Raw genomic sequence first — 14,356 nt, forward strand, 5'->3', positions numbered from 1 at the left:
TTTTTACAGATCAATAAATTTATAGCTAATGATAGAAACTTTAAAAAAATTTGGTGGAAAAAAATTAGGCGGTTTAATTCTAATTATAGTGATTATAATCGCGTTTGGCTTTGGTGGATTTGGGGGTGGTTTTAGCACTAACAATCAAAACAATATCGCTAAAATTAATAAAACTAATGTAACTACTCAAGATTTCATGAACTATGTTAACCAAAGTGGAATTTCGCAACAAGCTATCAGGGAAAATTTAGACAATAATATAATTGAAGAACTTCTATCTGGATTAATCTCAACAACATTAATTGATCTAGAGGTAGAAGATTTCAATCTTTCAATTACAGATTTAACAGTTTTACAGAAAATTAAAGAAAACAAAAATTTTCAAGATGAAAATAAAGTTTTTCAACGAACAAAGTATGAAAAATTTTTACTATCAAATAATATGTCAGCACCAATGTTCGAATTACAATTAAAAAATCGTGAGCTACAAAAACATCTATTTGATTTTATTGGTGCAGGAACAATTACACCTAATTTTCTTACAAAAAATAAATTTCTAGAGGAAAATAAATCTTTAAATCTTGAGTATGTGGGAATGGAAAATTTTTATAAAATTAAAGAAAACTTTACAAATTTAGAAATAAACAACTTCCTAGATGAAAATAAAGACCAATTAAAAAGAGAATATATTGATTTTAAATATGCTGTTTTAAATCCTAAAACCTTAATTGGTTTAGAGGAATTCAATCAGGATTTCTTTAATGAAATAGATAAAATTGAAAATAAAATTTCAAATGGAGATGATTTTAACTCTATTATTCAAAATATAAAAACTGATATTATAAAGATTAAGGAATTTACTCCAAGCTCAACTAAAAAAATAAACGAAGATCTAATTTTTTCAAAAAAATCTACTGAAATTGATCTAATTGAAAATGGAGATAACTATTTATTGTATTCTATAACTAACAATATGATCGAGCTCCCAGATTTATCAGATCAAGATACAAAAGAGAAATTCAAGATCTTATATTTCAAAAAAGTAAGTTTGATCTTAATAGAAGTATCTTGGAAGAAATACAAAATAAAAAATTTGACGATAATAGGTTCGAAGAAATGGCTAGATCTAACAAACAATACTTATCTATTAGTTCAATAAATGACAATGATAAGTTTGAAACAAATTCGGTTAAAATGCTCTATTCTTTACCTATTAATTCATTCACATTAGTAAATGATAAAGAAAATAGAATTTATTTAGTAAAATTAGTTAGTTCAAAAAGAAATAGATTTAATGAAACTGATGAAAATTACATAAGTTTTATTAAAAATCAAAATACTAACACTAGAAAATCTATTATCCAATCTTATGATCAGTTACTTAACACCAAATATCAAGTTCAATTAAATCAAAAAACTATTGATAGAGTTAAAAATTATTTCAAATGATAATTAATCGAAACTTCAAAGATTTTAAGTTTCGACATAGAAGCAAAAAAAATCAAATTATTTACACTTCTAAAAAAGTCAAAAATGATGACGAGGTAATAAATTTAATTGATAATTTTTTAGTTGAAAAAAATAGCTTTATTTTTGAATCTGTTGAAAAGGGTAAGATAAAAGGTAGGTATACTATTTTTGGCAAAAATCCCGACAAAATCTGGGAATTTAATAACAAAAATTCTTATCTGACTAAAAATAAAAAAAAAATTAAATTAAAAGATAAGCCTGAAAAATTAATAGAGAAGATAATTGAGGAGTTTAAATTTGAAACACCCAAAAAATTACCTAAGATTTGCTCTTTAATTTCAGGATATTTCTCATATGATTCTATTAGATATATAGAAAAAATCCCTAATAATTGTAAAAATGATCTTAATTTACCAGACGTTAGATTGCTTAGACCTAGAACTCTTGTAATTCATGATAATTTAAAAAAAGAAATATTTTATATTATTAATATTTTTAATGATGAAAAAATTGCTAATTATCAAAAGAAGTTCGATGAAATAAAATCTGAACTTTTCAAACTTACAATTCAATCTACTTTAAAAAATTTATACAAATCAAAAAAAAATGTTGTTAAAGAAATTAAAGTTAAATCTAATACAACAAAAAATAAATATCTAAACATGGTCAATAAAGCAAAAAAATATATTAAGTTAGGTGACATCTTTCAAGTGGTCTTAAGTCAAAGGTTTGAAGCAAAACTTACAAAAAAACCTTTAGAAATTTATAAAAAATTAAGGGTCACAAACCCCTCTCCTTTTATGTTTTTCTTCAATTTTAATGATTTTCAAATAATTGGGGCTAGCCCTGAAATACTAGTAAGATTAAGAGACAACAAAATTACTGTAAGACCAATAGCTGGGACAAGACCTAGAGGAAAAACAAGAAAAGAGGATCTTTTCTACGAAAAAGATTTGTTAAAAGATAAAAAAGAATTATCAGAACATTTAATGCTTTTAGATTTAGGCAGAAATGATGCAGGTAAAGTTTCTAAAATTAATTCTGTTAAAGTTACTGAAAGTTTTATTATAGAAAAATACTCTCATGTTATGCATATAGTTTCTAATGTAATAGGAATATATAATAAAAAATTTTCTAAGTTTAAATCATTATTGTCAGGTTTTCCAGCAGGTACAGTATCAGGAGCTCCAAAAATAAGAGCTATGGAAATTATTGATGAATTAGAAGCAACAAGGAGAAAAGTATATGCAGGTGGTATTGGATATTTTTCAGCTAATGGTGAATTTGATACTTGTATTGCATTAAGAACAGCAGTTGCAAAAAATAAAAAATTTTATGTTCAAGCAGGTGCTGGAATTGTTGCAGATAGCAAACCAATTAAAGAATATGAGGAAACGGTAAACAAGGCAAAAGCCTTAATTAATGCATTGAGATAATGAAAATATTATTAATTGATAATTACGATAGTTTCACTTTCAACCTTTATCATTATTTATCATCATTAAAAACTAATGTAGATGTTGTTAGAAATGATAAAATTACTTCAAAAGAAATTATAAAAAAAAAATATAATAAAATTGTAATTTCACCTGGACCTGGAAATCCAAATCAATCAGGAAATTGTTTGAATATTTTGAAAACCTTATATAAAGATATTCCATTCCTTGGAGTATGCTTAGGACATCAAATTATTGGTCAGGTTTTTGGTTCAAAAATTGTTCAAGCAAAAAAATTAATGCATGGAAAAACAAGTAAAATTCGATCTAAAAATATTGGAATTTTAAAGAACCTTCCCAAAACCTTTGAAGCCACAAGATATCATAGCCTAATTATTGATAAAAAATCATTATCTGAAAATCTAGAAATTACTGCTGAAACTGATGACGGATTAATCATGGGTGTTCAGCATAAAAAATATAATATTCATGGTGTACAATTCCATCCAGAAAGTATTAAAACTAAATTAGGAATTAAAATATTAAAGAACTTTGTGAATTATTAATTAATGGAAACTAATTTTAGAAAAATTAAGACAAAAAGAAGATTTGACTTTTGAAGAAAGTAAATCTGCTTTTGAATTATTAATGACTGGCAAAGCTAATGAGGATGAAATTTATAATTTTCTAACTCTACTATCTGAAAAGGGTGAAGTTTCGGATGAAATTGCTGGTGGAGTTTATGTTCTTAGAGAAAAATCAAAAAGAGTAAATGTTGCTGATTGTATTGATACTTGTGGAACAGGTGGTGATGGCATGAATACTCTTAAATATCTCTACTGCTTCAGCTTTACTATTGGCAAGTATGGGCACAAAAGTAGCTAAACACGGCAATAAAGCTGTGTCTTCAAAATGTGGCTCTGGGGACGTTCTGGAGGCTCTTAAAATTAAAATAAATCTTGAGCCAAATGATATTGAAAAAGAAATCTAATAATAATAATTTTGGTTTTATGTTTGCCCCAATATATCATAGTGCAATGAAATTTGTTGGTCCGGTCAGAAAAAAAATTGGTAAAAGAACTATTTTTAATATGATTGGTCCATTAAGCAACCCTGCTTTAGTTGAAAGACAAGTTGTTGGAGTTTTTGATAAAAAATTACTTAAAAGTGTTTGCAGAAGGACTTAAAAATCTGAATATTAAATTTGCATGGATTGTAAACAGTGAAGATGGTTTAGACGAAATTTCTCCTTACGCACAAACAAATGTAATTCAATTAAAAGATGGTATTATATCTGAAATTATAATTGATCCAAAAACTCTTAATGTAAATGCAGATAGATTTGATAATCTAGTTGGTGATGATGCTGATTTTAATGCTGATAAAATGATTGAAATTTTTAAAGGTAAAGATAATGATTTTTCAAAAGCAGTTTGTTTAAATGCTGCAGCTGGTTTAATTGTTGGTGAAAAATTACATTGAATTTTCTGATGCCTATAATTATGCTAGAGAATTTATCTTTACTGGTAAACCCTACTCACATTTAGAAAAAATACAAAATGTCTGAGAATATATTAAATAATATAATCATCAAAAAAAATTGAAAGAGTTGATAGCTCTAAAAAATTCAATAAATTTAGATTCTTTAAATGAAATATTGATAAAAATAATACTTTTATTGATTTTAAAGAAAAAATTCAAAATAACATAATTCAAGATAAAATTTCAATAATTGCTGAAATTAAAAAAGCTAGTCCTTCAGCAGGTATAATTATAGATAGATTATGATCCTGTAGAAATTGCAAAAATTTATAACGAAAATAATGTAACTTGTCTTTCTGTACTAACTGAAGAAGATTTTTTTTTAGGAAAGTTTAATGCATATCAGCTAAAATTAAAAGCCAACATTTAAATTACCAATTTTATGTAAAGATTTTTTTATTGATAAATTTCAAATACCTTTTGCTAAAGAGTTATGGTGCTGATGCAATTTTAATTATTCTAGCTGGTGTGTCTGATGATTTGGCTAATGAACTTATATGAAGAAGCATTAAGATTTAACATGTCTGTTATTGTTGAAGTGCATACTGTAGAAGAGGCAGAAAAAGCTTTAAATTTTAAAGATGCTTTAATTGGAATTAACAATAGAAATTTAAAAACACTTAAAACTGATATAAATACAACCTACGATATTCATAATGTGCTTTTGAATCATCAAGGACCTTTAATTTCTGAGAGTGGAATTAAAACAAAAGATGAACTTTTGGATTTGAATAATAAAACTTCTATTAAAACTTTTTTAATTGGTGAATCACTTTTAAAAAATTTGTCAGAAAATTCTATTTTCTCTGTTTTGTAGTTAAATTAACCCCTATTTTAACTAACTTTTTTACTATTGTTTATTTATAAGAACTTTTATAGAACATTATTTGTACGATATTTGTTCTTATGCTTACTAAAAAACAAAAAAACCTGCTTTTATTTATCAACAAGAAGTTGAGAAGCTCTGGAGTTTCACCCTCTTATGAGGAAATGAAACAATCACTTAATTTAAAGTCTAAATCAGGAATTCATAGATTAATTAGTGCCTTAGAAGAGAGAGGATTTATTAAAAGATTAGCTCACAAAGCAAGAGCTTTAGAGGTGATTAAATTGCCAGAAACAGCATCTGCAAATGATATTTATAATAGTTTCTCACCTAGTGTAATTAAAGGTGGTTTGGATGAAGTTAATATTAATTCTGATGATATGGAAGTTCCTGTTCTTGGAAAAATAGCTGCTGGAACTCCAGTTGAAGCTATACAAAATGAAGTGTCAAGAATTCCTTTGCCAAGCAATCTAGAAAAAAATGGTGATTATTTTGGATTAAAAGTTCAAGGTGACTCTATGATAGAAGCTGGCATCAATGAAGGTGATACTGTAATTATTAAGAAGAACTGATACTGCTGATAATGGAAAAATTGTTGTAGCTTTAATTGATGAACATGAAGCTATGCTTAAAAGAATTCGTAAAAAAGGTAAAGTGGTTGCACTTGAAAGTGCTAATAGAAACTATGAAACTAAAATTTTTGGACCAGATAGAGTTAAAGTTCAAGGAGTTTTGGTATCTTTATATAGAAACTTCTAAAAAAATAGTCTAAACATCACTGATGTCAAAAGTAGCAACTAGATTTGCTCCCTCACCTACTGGAGCTCTTCATATTGGTGGTGTAAGAACTGCACTTTTTAATTGGTTATTTTCTAAAAACCAAAAAGGAACATTTCACCTTAGAATTGAGGATACTGATAAAGAAAGATCTAAAGATGAGCATAAAATTCAAATTATTAAATCTTTAAAATGGCTTGGTATAGAGCATGATGGTGAGGAATATATCCAATCAACTAAAATTAAAGATCATGTAGATGTTGCAAATGAACTTATTAGAAAATGGTAATGCTTATAAATGTTATTGTTCTAACTGAAGAAATTGAAGAACAAAAAAAAAGAGCTAGACAAAAAAAACTTCCTTATATTTATAATAGAAAATGGAGAGATATGCCAGATTCTGAAGCTCCTAAAGATATAAAACCAGTAATAAGATTTAAAAGTAAAATAGAGGGATCAACAGTATTAAAAGATTTAGTTCAAGGTGATGTTGAAATTGACAATAATACAATTGAAGATTTCATAATTTTAAGAAACGATGGTACACCAACATATAATTTATCTGCTACAGTCGATGATCATCAAATGAATATGACACACATTATTAGAGGAGATGATCATAAAATTAATACTTTCAAACAAATGCAAATTTATTTAGCTATGAATTGGGATTTGCCAAAATTTGCACATATACCCCTTATTCATACAATAGAAGGTAAAAAATTATCAAAAAGAGATAATGCATCAACATTAGATGACTATTCTAAAATTGGCATAATGCCTGATGCTTTAAGAAATTATTTGCTTAGATTGGGTTGGTCTTTTGAGGATAAGGAAATATTTACTCTTGATGAAAGTATTAGAACACTTTAACTTAGAAGGTATTGGCAAATCTCCTTCAAAACTAGATATGAGCAGAATTTTATCGATGAATGAGCATTATATTAAAAAATATTGATGAAAATGATCTCTACAAGCATCTTGTAGAATATTGTGAAATTTATAAAGAAAAAATAAACCCAATAAAAGAAGCAAAAATTAAAATGATCATTATCTTTTCTTAAAAACAAAGCAAAAACTTTGGAAGATATTTATAATAATGCAAAATATATAATATCTAGATGAAATTAAATTTAATGATGAAGATTTAAAATTAATAGATGAAAAGTCAAAAAACATTATAAAAGAATTTAATAACGATCTAACAGATATAAAATACTTGAATAAAGAAAGCCTTGAGCCAATTGTAAATGAACTAATAAAGAAATATGAGACAAATTTCAAAGGAGTTGGTCAACCACTTAGAGTAGCCTTAACAGGTTCTAAATTTGGCCCAGGACTTTATGATATTATCATTTCGTTAGGTAAAGAAGAGGTTAAAAAAAGATTAGGAAGTAAGATACTTGTTTAAAATTAGAGCTGACTCATTTGATGAGGATGTTTTAGATCTAATACCATCTAATGTGTCATTACAATTATTAGCTGTTTTTTTATTAAATCTGGATTTTTTAATAAATAAATTACAGAGTTAAAAATTTCCTTAGAATTACATTCTTTTTGCAATAATTCGGGAATTACTTCTTTATCATTAATAATGTTAATGATGTTAGCAAATTTGATATTTGCTAAAAATTTAAAAATCATAAAATTTAAAAAACTTAACTTGTAGATTATTATTGAAGGTATATTTAAATTACAAATTTGCAATGAAACTGTCCCTGATTTAGAAACAGCAAAAACAGAATTAGATAATACTTTTAATTTAATATTTTCATCCGAAACTACGTCAATATTTTTTAAATTAGATTTTTTAATTTGGTCAGCCAAAAATTTCTTATTTTCATTCGTTGCGTGAAAAATATAATCATAATTATAATTTTTTATATTCATTAACTTTATAAAATCTAACAGTATTGGCATTAAAACAGTAGTTTCAGATTTTCGACTGCCTGGAAATATTGATATAATCATTCTATCTTTAGAAATCAAATTATTGGAGACAATCTTTACATTTTCTTTATCTTCTATCAATGGATGTCCTACAAAAGTAGTTTTAATATTTTCTTTATCAAAATATTCTTTTTCAAAACTAAATAATAAAAGCATATGATCTATAAATTTTTTAATTTTTTTAACTCTTTTTTTTCGCCAAACCCAAACTTTAGGAGCAACATAGTGAACTGTTATTATCTTGTTATTTAACATTTTAACTCTTTCTGCCACTCTTAGTGTGAAGTCAGGACTATCCACGCTTAATAATATATCAGGATCAAATTTTAGAATTTCATCGACTGTTTTACTGATTTTTTTTTTTATCTTAAAAATATTTAATAATACGCTGGTAAAACCAAGATATGTAATATCCTTTAAATCATAAATAGATCTTATACCCAAATTATTTAAATGTTCACCTCCAACAGATAAATATTCAATGTTAGGATTTTGAATTTTTAACTTTGTAATTATTGAAGAAGCTAATTTGTCTCCTGAGGGTTCTCCCGTTAATATAAAGATTTTTTTCATAAAACCTTTATAAAAATTTTATTTTTATTTGCAAAACTTATGCATTTATATTTGTCTAAAAATATATTGTGCATTGATTTTAAAACTATCCCCTTTAAACCAAATTTTTTACAATCTTTTAAAGTATTAAACCCAATTGTTGGAAGGTCTAATCTTAAATCTTGTTTTGATTTAGGTAATTTTATTAATATTCCTTCGGTTTTTTTTTTTAATTTTGAAATCATTTTTTTAGTTCCCTGCCTGCCTTCTGTTGCTACTATATTATTCATCTTTAACAATAATTGCCTGAACATGATCTAAGCTATTTAAATCTTTAAAATATCTTATTCCTTTTTTAATTGAACTAACATCTCTTAAATTTGGTTTTATTTTTGAATAATTTCCAGATTTTAATGATAATTCAGGACTATAAAAGTTTGAACGAATAACTTTAATTTTTTCATCGCTGAGAATTTTGATATTGTTTTTAAAATTGCTGCATCACCAAATTTAGCAGCCTTAAGGATACGTGGCATGTAATAAATACCTTTTAAATCTAATCTTAATGTGGAAAAATTTGGCTTTAAAATTTTACCTGCAAATAATACTTCTTTGGCTTTTTTTTTATTAATTAAATCAATAATTTTTCCAAATTTTCCAATACTTATTCGAAATGAATTTTTATCTTTTTTAAAAATATTATTTTTCGATAAATCAATAATAAAATATTTTTTTTTTAATTTTTTAATTTTTTTAAGAATTATCTTTGGAAAATCAGTGTCCCCTAAAAATAATCCAATCATCTTATTTTAAAAATGGAGTACAAATTGGTCTTTTTTTATCTTTTTGAAGAAATCTTAAAATTTCGGTAACAAGGTCATTTTTTTTAAAATCATCAGATAAATTATTTAAATTTTCAGATAGATTTTCACTTTTAAAAATTTCCTTATAAGCATTACTAAGTAAAGTAATATCTTGATTTGAAATATTATTTCTTCTAAGACCAATTAAGTTAATACCTTGAAGTATACTTCTATTTCCATGAACTAATCCGTATGGTATTACATCTCTGATAACAGCACACATTCCACCAATCATAGCAAACTTACCTATCCTAATAAACTGATGAACTGCAGAGTTGCCACCAATAATCGCATTATCATCAATATGAACATGTCCGCCAATCGCAACATTGTTAACAACAACAATATTATTACCGATAGTACAATCATGAGCAACATGCGACGAAACCATAAATAAACAGTTATTGCCAATTTTTGTTAATCCAGAACCACCATTCGTACCCGGATTTATTGAAACGTATTCTCTTATTTTATTATTATCTCCAATTTCAAGACAAGATTTTTCACCTTTAAATTTTAAATCTTGAGGCTCATTTCCAATAGATGCAAAAGGATAAATTTTATTATTTTTTCCAATTTTTGTATAGCCAGCAATACTTACATGTGAATTAATATCTGTATCTTCTCCTATTTCTACATGTGGACCAATGATAGAGTATGGTCCAATTTTTGCACTAGAGGAAATTTTTGCTTTAGGATCTATAATTGCTGTTTTATGTATCATTTATTTTCTTTCAAAAATTCTCTAATATTTTTAGCTGGGTAACCCATAACTTTAATATTATCAGGTATATCTCTTATAACTCCGACTCCCACCTGCAATCTCAACATTATTACCAATTTTTAAATGTCCTGAAATTCCAACTTGCCCTCCAATTCTTACATTGCTACCAATTGTGGAGCTTCCAGCAATTCCTACTTGACCAGCTATAATTGAATTTTCTCCAATTTTAACGTTATGAGCTATATGAATTTGATTATCTAAATACGTATTTTTACCAATATGAGTATTTGACATTGAGCCCCTGTCTATAGTCGAACCACAACCAATTTCACAATTATCTTCAATTAAAACAACACCTATATGGGGATATCTTAAATTTGATTTGTTATTTGGAAAAAAACCAAACCCATGTTTTCCAATAGTGCAATTATCAAGAACTTTAACATTTTTTTTAATTAAAGTATTTCTAATGACTGTGTTTGAACCAATAGAACAGTTGTCACCAATAATAACATTTTTTTCAATAATCGTGTTATGTCCTATAGAACAATTTGAACCAATTGATAACATTTTCACCAATTAATACATTTTTACCATACTTTACAAAATCGTTGAATTTAGTTTGATCAATTTCTTGAACAGTATCATCAAAACTATCCTCTATTGAATCTGGATAGAATTTAGCTGTAATAATGGAGGTTGAAACTAAAACATTGTCTACTATTATTGGTTTACAGTTTTTAGGTAATTCTTTTTTTAAAATTTCTGTTGTTAAACAAAAAGTTGCTTTTGTATTATTTGCTACTGACTTGTATTTTTGTGAATGAAAAAATGTAATTTCATTTGATTGAGAGTTTTTCAAATCTTTAATGTCATTAATAAATAAATCTTTGTTTATTTCTATATGATTTAGATTCAAATCTTTTAATATATCAACTAATTTAAAAGGACCGTGATTTTTAAAAAAAGGATTAACCATGTTTGCTTTTAACAAAGCAAAATATAATAAGTTATCAACAATTATTGCTATTTATTTCTTATCTACGATAGTAGCTGACCACATTGCATCAGCCATTTTTTTGTCATCCACAAAAGCTTCGCCTTTATATTTCCAAACTCTGCCGTGAGATCTTATGGCTTCAACTTTTAATAATAATTTGCAGTCAGGAATGACAGGGCTTCTAAAACGAGCTTTTTCAACACCCATTAAAAAAACTAGTTTATTCTCGTATGTAGATTTGTCGATACCATGTGCTGTTAAAGCAGCAGCTGTTTGACCAAAAGCCTCAACGATAAGAACTCCTGGCATAACTGGTTGTCCAGGGAAATGTCCTTGAACAAAAAAACTATTCTTTTTAACATTAACTATTCCAGTAGCAGAGGTTAATTTTTTGATATCATTAAGCTCATCAATTAATAGCATTGGATCTCTGTGAGGAAGTAAATTTTCGATTTCACTTTTATTTAAATTTATCATTTATTTTATGTCTATATTTTCAATTTTTTTATCAATTAGTGTAATCAAATTTTTTGTAATATCATAGTCTTTACTTGCAATAAAAATATTTTTTTTATCTAGCAAAATAGAAATTGAATTTTCTGTCATATAATTTTCAATTATTGGGTTTATCATTTTTATAAAGTTCAAAATATTTCTATTTCTTTTATCTTTAAATTCTTTAATTTCCTGAATTTTATTTTTTTTGTAACTTTGAAATTCAATTTGTAATGATTTTAATTCTTTATTTATTTCTTCATTGGTGATGAGGTTTTTTTTTGCTATTATTTTTTTTTCTTTATCTCTAAAGTTTTCATCGCTAATTTTAAATTTATCAATTTTTAATTTTTCCTCTTTTTTTAACTTTTCTAAAAGTGATTTGCCTGCAATAGAATTAGATAAGATATAGTCAATATCTACATATGAAGTTTTTACATCCGCTTTTAATGCATTAAATGATAGTAACGAAAGTATTAATATGAAAAAAAATTTTTTAAACATTGAATTAAAAAGTTGTACCTAAATTAAATCTAAATGATTCAGTCTTATCTCCGGTTACTTTTGTAATTGGATAAGCCAAACTAAAATTCATAGGACCTAATGGACTCATCCAATCAAGAGCAACACCAATAGAAGATCGAATGCCATTACCTTTAATAGATGAGTCATAATCCACACCCCATATATCGGCTGCATCTGCAAAAATTAAGAAATCTAGTTTTTGTGACTCTTCAAATAAAAAAGGTACATTTGATGCAAAATTAATCGAATATGCATAATTTCCACCAATAAAATCGTCACCATCTTTAGGGCCCACTCTTCCCCTTTCAAAACCTCTTAATCTACTTGATGGAATATTTATTCTTTCAGATAGTTTTATATCTTTATTATTTAATGAATTTGCAGTTTGAAAATAAAAAGAAATAGAAGAAAAGTTATTTTCAAAAAAATCAAAATAGTGATCATAATTATAATAATTTTTTAAAGTATTAGTGTCACTTAAAATTGGTAAATCCAATGAATAGAACGATCTAAATCCAGAATTTGTTTGAAATTTTTGATTACGTTTATCATAATTAAAATCTAATTTGATAAAAGAATCCCAATAATTTCCTTCTTGAGCTTGTTGTTGTGCTGATGCCGTACTATTAGTTCGAATTACTTCATAAAAGTTAGAATTAGACAATCCCAAATAAAAATCATTGAGGTATTCAAAATTAGTACCTATAATCAAACCAGTTTTGTTTGTTTTGTAACCAAAATTTTGGTAGTTATCATTTTCACTAGATTCAGCGGATATATATAGAGTTTTATCTGTATTATTAAAATTTGGATTGGTAACTGAAAACTTGCCTTTAAATGTCTCACTTGTTAATTCAAAATTTGTATCAAGGCCAATTCCATTGCCTAAAAAATTATTTTCTTTAACACCAAAACCAAAAGATCCACCAGAAGTACCGGCACCAGCTGTAGCATAAATTTCACCAGTAGGTTTTTCTTCTACAGAAATATTAATTGTTTTAGTGTTATTATCCTCATTAATTATAACTTTAGATCCAACTTTTTTAAAAAAATTAAGACTTTTAATATTGTTAATAGATTTAGTTACTAAAATTTCACTAAAAGGATCACCCTCATCAAGCAATAATTGATTACGAATAACATTTTCAGCAGTGATTGTATTTCCAGTTATATTTATTCTATCAACAAAAATTTTTTCACTTTCTTCAACTGTAAATTTTAGGTTAATTAAGTTATCTTCTATATTTTCAGTTACATTAGCTTTTATAAATTTGTACTGCTCAAGAGTTGTAATAGTATCAATTTCATCAAGAATCTTATCAATTTGATTAATTGAATATGCTTTTCCCTCAGTTTTTATAAATAGTTCTATTATAGGACTAAAATTTTTTTCATCAAAATCTGAAGGTAAATCTAAATCTAAATTGCCAAAAAAGACTTTGGGACCAGAATTAATATTAAAAATCAATTCAAAATTATTTGAGTCAATAAGTTTAGCAAATGAAGAATTTATTTTTACATTGTAATATCCATTATTTTTATAAAAATTTTGTAAAAGTCTTTCATCAAAAGAAACTGAATTTTGATTTAAATATTTTCTACCAGAGATAAATTTCCAAAATTTATATTCTGAACTTGTTATAATTCTATGAAGTTTTTTATCTTTAAAAACTTTATTCCCTATAAAAGTGATCTTTTTAATTTTTGATTTTTTTCCCAAATCTATATTATATGTAATGATAACTAAGTTATTTTTTGTCTCTTCGACTAAAATTTCTAAATTAGAGTTGTAATAACCTAAATTTTTTAAAATATTTTCAATTTTTAATTTTTCTTTTTTTAATAAATTTTCATTGAAAGATGATCTAGACTTAATAAAGGTATCCTGTTTTATTAAGTCTAAAATTCTATTACTTTTTATTCCATTATAATTAACGTTTTCAATAATAGGATTTTCTTCAACATTAATTAATAAAATTTGATCTTTGAAATTAACAACTATGTTTTTAAAAAAATTAGTTTCATACAAATCATTTAATATATTGTTTAATTCAATATCATTAATTTCATCATTTTTACTTACAGAAATAAATAATCTTATAGTTTCATCCGTAATCCTGTCATTTCCAGTTATTTCAATTTTATCTATAGTATTGGAAATTGCTTTTGATGATAACAGCATCAAAAAAATAAAGA

General features: G+C 25.7%; 22 protein-coding genes and 2 pseudogenes. 15 read left to right on the forward strand and 9 right to left on the reverse strand.

Annotation, left to right across the window (positions count from 1 at the left end; genetic code table 11):
* Window positions 1-28: 28 nt before the first annotated feature.
* The 15 genes and pseudogenes from Q0X98_RS06030 (at window position 29) to Q0X98_RS06100 (ending at window position 7,462) form a co-directional block, all read left to right on the forward strand.
* Entirely contained in the window at window positions 29-1,159 is a 1,131-nt protein-coding gene (locus Q0X98_RS06030; protein ID WP_297682071.1) for a SurA N-terminal domain-containing protein, read from the forward strand.
* Window positions 1,117-1,449 carry a hypothetical protein gene (locus tag Q0X98_RS06035; protein ID WP_297682072.1) on the forward strand — a complete coding sequence of 111 codons (333 nt, stop codon included), beginning with the start codon at window positions 1,117-1,119 and terminating at the stop codon, window positions 1,447-1,449. Before Q0X98_RS06030 ends, Q0X98_RS06035 begins: the two co-directional genes overlap by 43 nt.
* On the forward strand, window positions 1,446-2,906 hold the full coding sequence (trpE, locus tag Q0X98_RS06040) for an anthranilate synthase component I (RefSeq protein WP_297682073.1): 1,461 nt from the start codon (window positions 1,446-1,448) through the stop codon (window positions 2,904-2,906). The genes Q0X98_RS06035 and trpE overlap by 4 nt, the downstream gene beginning before the upstream one ends.
* A complete protein-coding gene (locus Q0X98_RS06045) occupies window positions 2,906-3,472 on the forward strand; it encodes an aminodeoxychorismate/anthranilate synthase component II (protein WP_297682074.1) in 567 nt (188 codons plus the stop codon). The genes trpE and Q0X98_RS06045 overlap by 1 nt, the downstream gene beginning before the upstream one ends.
* Before the next feature lie 43 nt (window positions 3,473-3,515).
* Window positions 3,516-3,791 (forward strand): hypothetical protein, encoded by a 276-nt coding sequence (locus tag Q0X98_RS06050; protein ID WP_297682075.1) that lies wholly within the window; start codon window positions 3,516-3,518, stop codon window positions 3,789-3,791.
* Entirely contained in the window at window positions 3,772-3,897 is a 126-nt protein-coding gene (locus tag Q0X98_RS06055; protein ID WP_297682076.1) for a hypothetical protein, read from the forward strand. Before Q0X98_RS06050 ends, Q0X98_RS06055 begins: the two co-directional genes overlap by 20 nt.
* A gap of 19 nt (window positions 3,898-3,916) precedes the next feature.
* Entirely contained in the window at window positions 3,917-4,093 is a 177-nt protein-coding gene (locus tag Q0X98_RS06060) for a hypothetical protein (RefSeq protein WP_297682077.1), read from the forward strand.
* Window positions 4,074-4,388, forward strand: a complete 315-nt coding sequence (locus Q0X98_RS06065; protein ID WP_297682078.1) for a hypothetical protein — start codon at window positions 4,074-4,076, stop codon at window positions 4,386-4,388. Before Q0X98_RS06060 ends, Q0X98_RS06065 begins: the two co-directional genes overlap by 20 nt.
* A 228-nt stretch (window positions 4,389-4,616) precedes the next feature.
* Entirely contained in the window at window positions 4,617-4,694 is a 78-nt protein-coding gene (locus Q0X98_RS06070) for a hypothetical protein (protein WP_297682281.1), read from the forward strand.
* Between the two features lie 19 nt (window positions 4,695-4,713).
* Window positions 4,714-5,265, forward strand: a pseudogene (locus tag Q0X98_RS06075) (hypothetical protein).
* Between the two features lie 89 nt (window positions 5,266-5,354).
* A pseudogene (gene lexA, locus Q0X98_RS06080) lies at window positions 5,355-6,033 on the forward strand (transcriptional repressor LexA).
* Window positions 6,034-6,055: 22 nt separating this feature from the next.
* Window positions 6,056-6,340: a glutamate--tRNA ligase family protein gene (locus tag Q0X98_RS06085; RefSeq protein ID WP_297682080.1), complete on the forward strand. Its 285-nt coding sequence runs from the start codon at window positions 6,056-6,058 to the stop codon at window positions 6,338-6,340.
* Window positions 6,340-6,924 carry a glutamate--tRNA ligase family protein gene (locus Q0X98_RS06090; RefSeq protein WP_297682082.1) on the forward strand — a complete coding sequence of 195 codons (585 nt, stop codon included), beginning with the start codon at window positions 6,340-6,342 and terminating at the stop codon, window positions 6,922-6,924. Before Q0X98_RS06085 ends, Q0X98_RS06090 begins: the two co-directional genes overlap by 1 nt.
* 59 nt (window positions 6,925-6,983) lie before the next feature.
* Window positions 6,984-7,115 (forward strand): hypothetical protein, encoded by a 132-nt coding sequence (locus Q0X98_RS06095; RefSeq protein WP_297682084.1) that lies wholly within the window; start codon window positions 6,984-6,986, stop codon window positions 7,113-7,115.
* A gap of 116 nt (window positions 7,116-7,231) precedes the next feature.
* The gene (locus Q0X98_RS06100) at window positions 7,232-7,462 is read left to right on the forward strand and encodes a hypothetical protein (RefSeq protein WP_297682283.1); all 231 of its coding nucleotides are present in this window, start codon (window positions 7,232-7,234) and stop codon (window positions 7,460-7,462) included.
* Between the two features lie 47 nt (window positions 7,463-7,509).
* On the opposite strand, the gene lpxB is transcribed toward Q0X98_RS06100, so the two are convergent.
* The 9 genes from lpxB to bamA all read right to left on the reverse strand — a co-directional run bounded on the left by lpxB (window position 7,510) and on the right by bamA (window position 14,342).
* The gene (lpxB, locus tag Q0X98_RS06105) at window positions 7,510-8,574 is read right to left on the reverse strand and encodes a lipid-A-disaccharide synthase (protein WP_297682086.1); all 1,065 of its coding nucleotides are present in this window, start codon (window positions 8,572-8,574) and stop codon (window positions 7,510-7,512) included.
* Window positions 8,571-8,843 carry a UDP-2,3-diacylglucosamine diphosphatase LpxI gene (gene lpxI / locus Q0X98_RS06110; protein ID WP_297682088.1) on the reverse strand — a complete coding sequence of 91 codons (273 nt, stop codon included), beginning with the start codon at window positions 8,841-8,843 and terminating at the stop codon, window positions 8,571-8,573. The genes lpxB and lpxI overlap by 4 nt, the downstream gene beginning before the upstream one ends.
* A 120-nt stretch (window positions 8,844-8,963) precedes the next feature.
* On the reverse strand, window positions 8,964-9,356 hold the full coding sequence (locus tag Q0X98_RS06115; RefSeq protein WP_297682089.1) for a hypothetical protein: 393 nt from the start codon (window positions 9,354-9,356) through the stop codon (window positions 8,964-8,966).
* A gap of 1 nt (window position 9,357) precedes the next feature.
* Window positions 9,358-10,140: an acyl-ACP--UDP-N-acetylglucosamine O-acyltransferase gene (lpxA, locus tag Q0X98_RS06120; RefSeq protein ID WP_297682091.1), complete on the reverse strand. Its 783-nt coding sequence runs from the start codon at window positions 10,138-10,140 to the stop codon at window positions 9,358-9,360.
* A gap of 60 nt (window positions 10,141-10,200) precedes the next feature.
* Complete coding sequence (locus Q0X98_RS06125; RefSeq protein ID WP_297682093.1) at window positions 10,201-10,710, reverse strand: DapH/DapD/GlmU-related protein; 510 nt, start codon at window positions 10,708-10,710, stop codon at window positions 10,201-10,203.
* The gene (locus tag Q0X98_RS06130) at window positions 10,673-11,119 is read right to left on the reverse strand and encodes an LpxD N-terminal domain-containing protein (RefSeq protein WP_297682095.1); all 447 of its coding nucleotides are present in this window, start codon (window positions 11,117-11,119) and stop codon (window positions 10,673-10,675) included. The genes Q0X98_RS06125 and Q0X98_RS06130 overlap by 38 nt, the downstream gene beginning before the upstream one ends.
* Before the next feature lie 51 nt (window positions 11,120-11,170).
* On the reverse strand, window positions 11,171-11,617 hold the full coding sequence (fabZ, locus tag Q0X98_RS06135; RefSeq protein WP_297682097.1) for a 3-hydroxyacyl-ACP dehydratase FabZ: 447 nt from the start codon (window positions 11,615-11,617) through the stop codon (window positions 11,171-11,173).
* A complete protein-coding gene (locus Q0X98_RS06140; protein WP_297682099.1) occupies window positions 11,618-12,139 on the reverse strand; it encodes an OmpH family outer membrane protein in 522 nt (173 codons plus the stop codon). It abuts the gene before it with no gap.
* A gap of 4 nt (window positions 12,140-12,143) precedes the next feature.
* A complete protein-coding gene (bamA, locus tag Q0X98_RS06145; RefSeq protein WP_297682101.1) occupies window positions 12,144-14,342 on the reverse strand; it encodes an outer membrane protein assembly factor BamA in 2,199 nt (732 codons plus the stop codon).
* Window positions 14,343-14,356 lie beyond the last annotated feature (14 nt).

This window comes from uncultured Candidatus Pelagibacter sp. (genome assembly GCF_943788075.1).
Taxonomy (GTDB): domain Bacteria; phylum Pseudomonadota; class Alphaproteobacteria; order Pelagibacterales; family Pelagibacteraceae; genus Pelagibacter.

What these genes read in the sequence shown, in the direction of transcription:
- Q0X98_RS06030 (WP_297682071.1), top strand. Translation starts at nt 29, where the DNA reads ATGATAGAAACTTTAAAAAAATTTGGTGGAAAAAAATTAGGCGGTTTA.
- Q0X98_RS06035 (WP_297682072.1), top strand. Translation starts at nt 1,117, where the DNA reads ATGGCTAGATCTAACAAACAATACTTATCTATTAGTTCAATAAATGAC.
- trpE (WP_297682073.1), top strand. Translation starts at nt 1,446, where the DNA reads ATGATAATTAATCGAAACTTCAAAGATTTTAAGTTTCGACATAGAAGC.
- Q0X98_RS06045 (WP_297682074.1), top strand. Translation starts at nt 2,906, where the DNA reads ATGAAAATATTATTAATTGATAATTACGATAGTTTCACTTTCAACCTT.
- Q0X98_RS06055 (WP_297682076.1), top strand. Translation starts at nt 3,772, where the DNA reads ATGGGCACAAAAGTAGCTAAACACGGCAATAAAGCTGTGTCTTCAAAA.
- Q0X98_RS06060 (WP_297682077.1), top strand. Translation starts at nt 3,917, where the DNA reads ATGTTTGCCCCAATATATCATAGTGCAATGAAATTTGTTGGTCCGGTC.
- Q0X98_RS06085 (WP_297682080.1), top strand. Translation starts at nt 6,056, where the DNA reads ATGTCAAAAGTAGCAACTAGATTTGCTCCCTCACCTACTGGAGCTCTT.
- Q0X98_RS06090 (WP_297682082.1), top strand. Translation starts at nt 6,340, where the DNA reads ATGCTTATAAATGTTATTGTTCTAACTGAAGAAATTGAAGAACAAAAA.
- Q0X98_RS06095 (WP_297682084.1), top strand. Translation starts at nt 6,984, where the DNA reads ATGAGCATTATATTAAAAAATATTGATGAAAATGATCTCTACAAGCAT.
- lpxB (WP_297682086.1), bottom strand. Translation starts at nt 8,574, where the DNA reads ATGAAAAAAATCTTTATATTAACGGGAGAACCCTCAGGAGACAAATTA.
- lpxI (WP_297682088.1), bottom strand. Translation starts at nt 8,843, where the DNA reads ATGAATAATATAGTAGCAACAGAAGGCAGGCAGGGAACTAAAAAAATG.
- Q0X98_RS06115 (WP_297682089.1), bottom strand. Translation starts at nt 9,356, where the DNA reads ATGATTGGATTATTTTTAGGGGACACTGATTTTCCAAAGATAATTCTT.
- lpxA (WP_297682091.1), bottom strand. Translation starts at nt 10,140, where the DNA reads ATGATACATAAAACAGCAATTATAGATCCTAAAGCAAAAATTTCCTCT.
- Q0X98_RS06125 (WP_297682093.1), bottom strand. Translation starts at nt 10,710, where the DNA reads ATGTTATCAATTGGTTCAAATTGTTCTATAGGACATAACACGATTATT.
- Q0X98_RS06130 (WP_297682095.1), bottom strand. Translation starts at nt 11,119, where the DNA reads ATGGTTAATCCTTTTTTTAAAAATCACGGTCCTTTTAAATTAGTTGAT.
- fabZ (WP_297682097.1), bottom strand. Translation starts at nt 11,617, where the DNA reads ATGATAAATTTAAATAAAAGTGAAATCGAAAATTTACTTCCTCACAGA.
- Q0X98_RS06140 (WP_297682099.1), bottom strand. Translation starts at nt 12,139, where the DNA reads ATGTTTAAAAAATTTTTTTTCATATTAATACTTTCGTTACTATCATTT.
- bamA (WP_297682101.1), bottom strand. Translation starts at nt 14,342, where the DNA reads ATGCTGTTATCATCAAAAGCAATTTCCAATACTATAGATAAAATTGAA.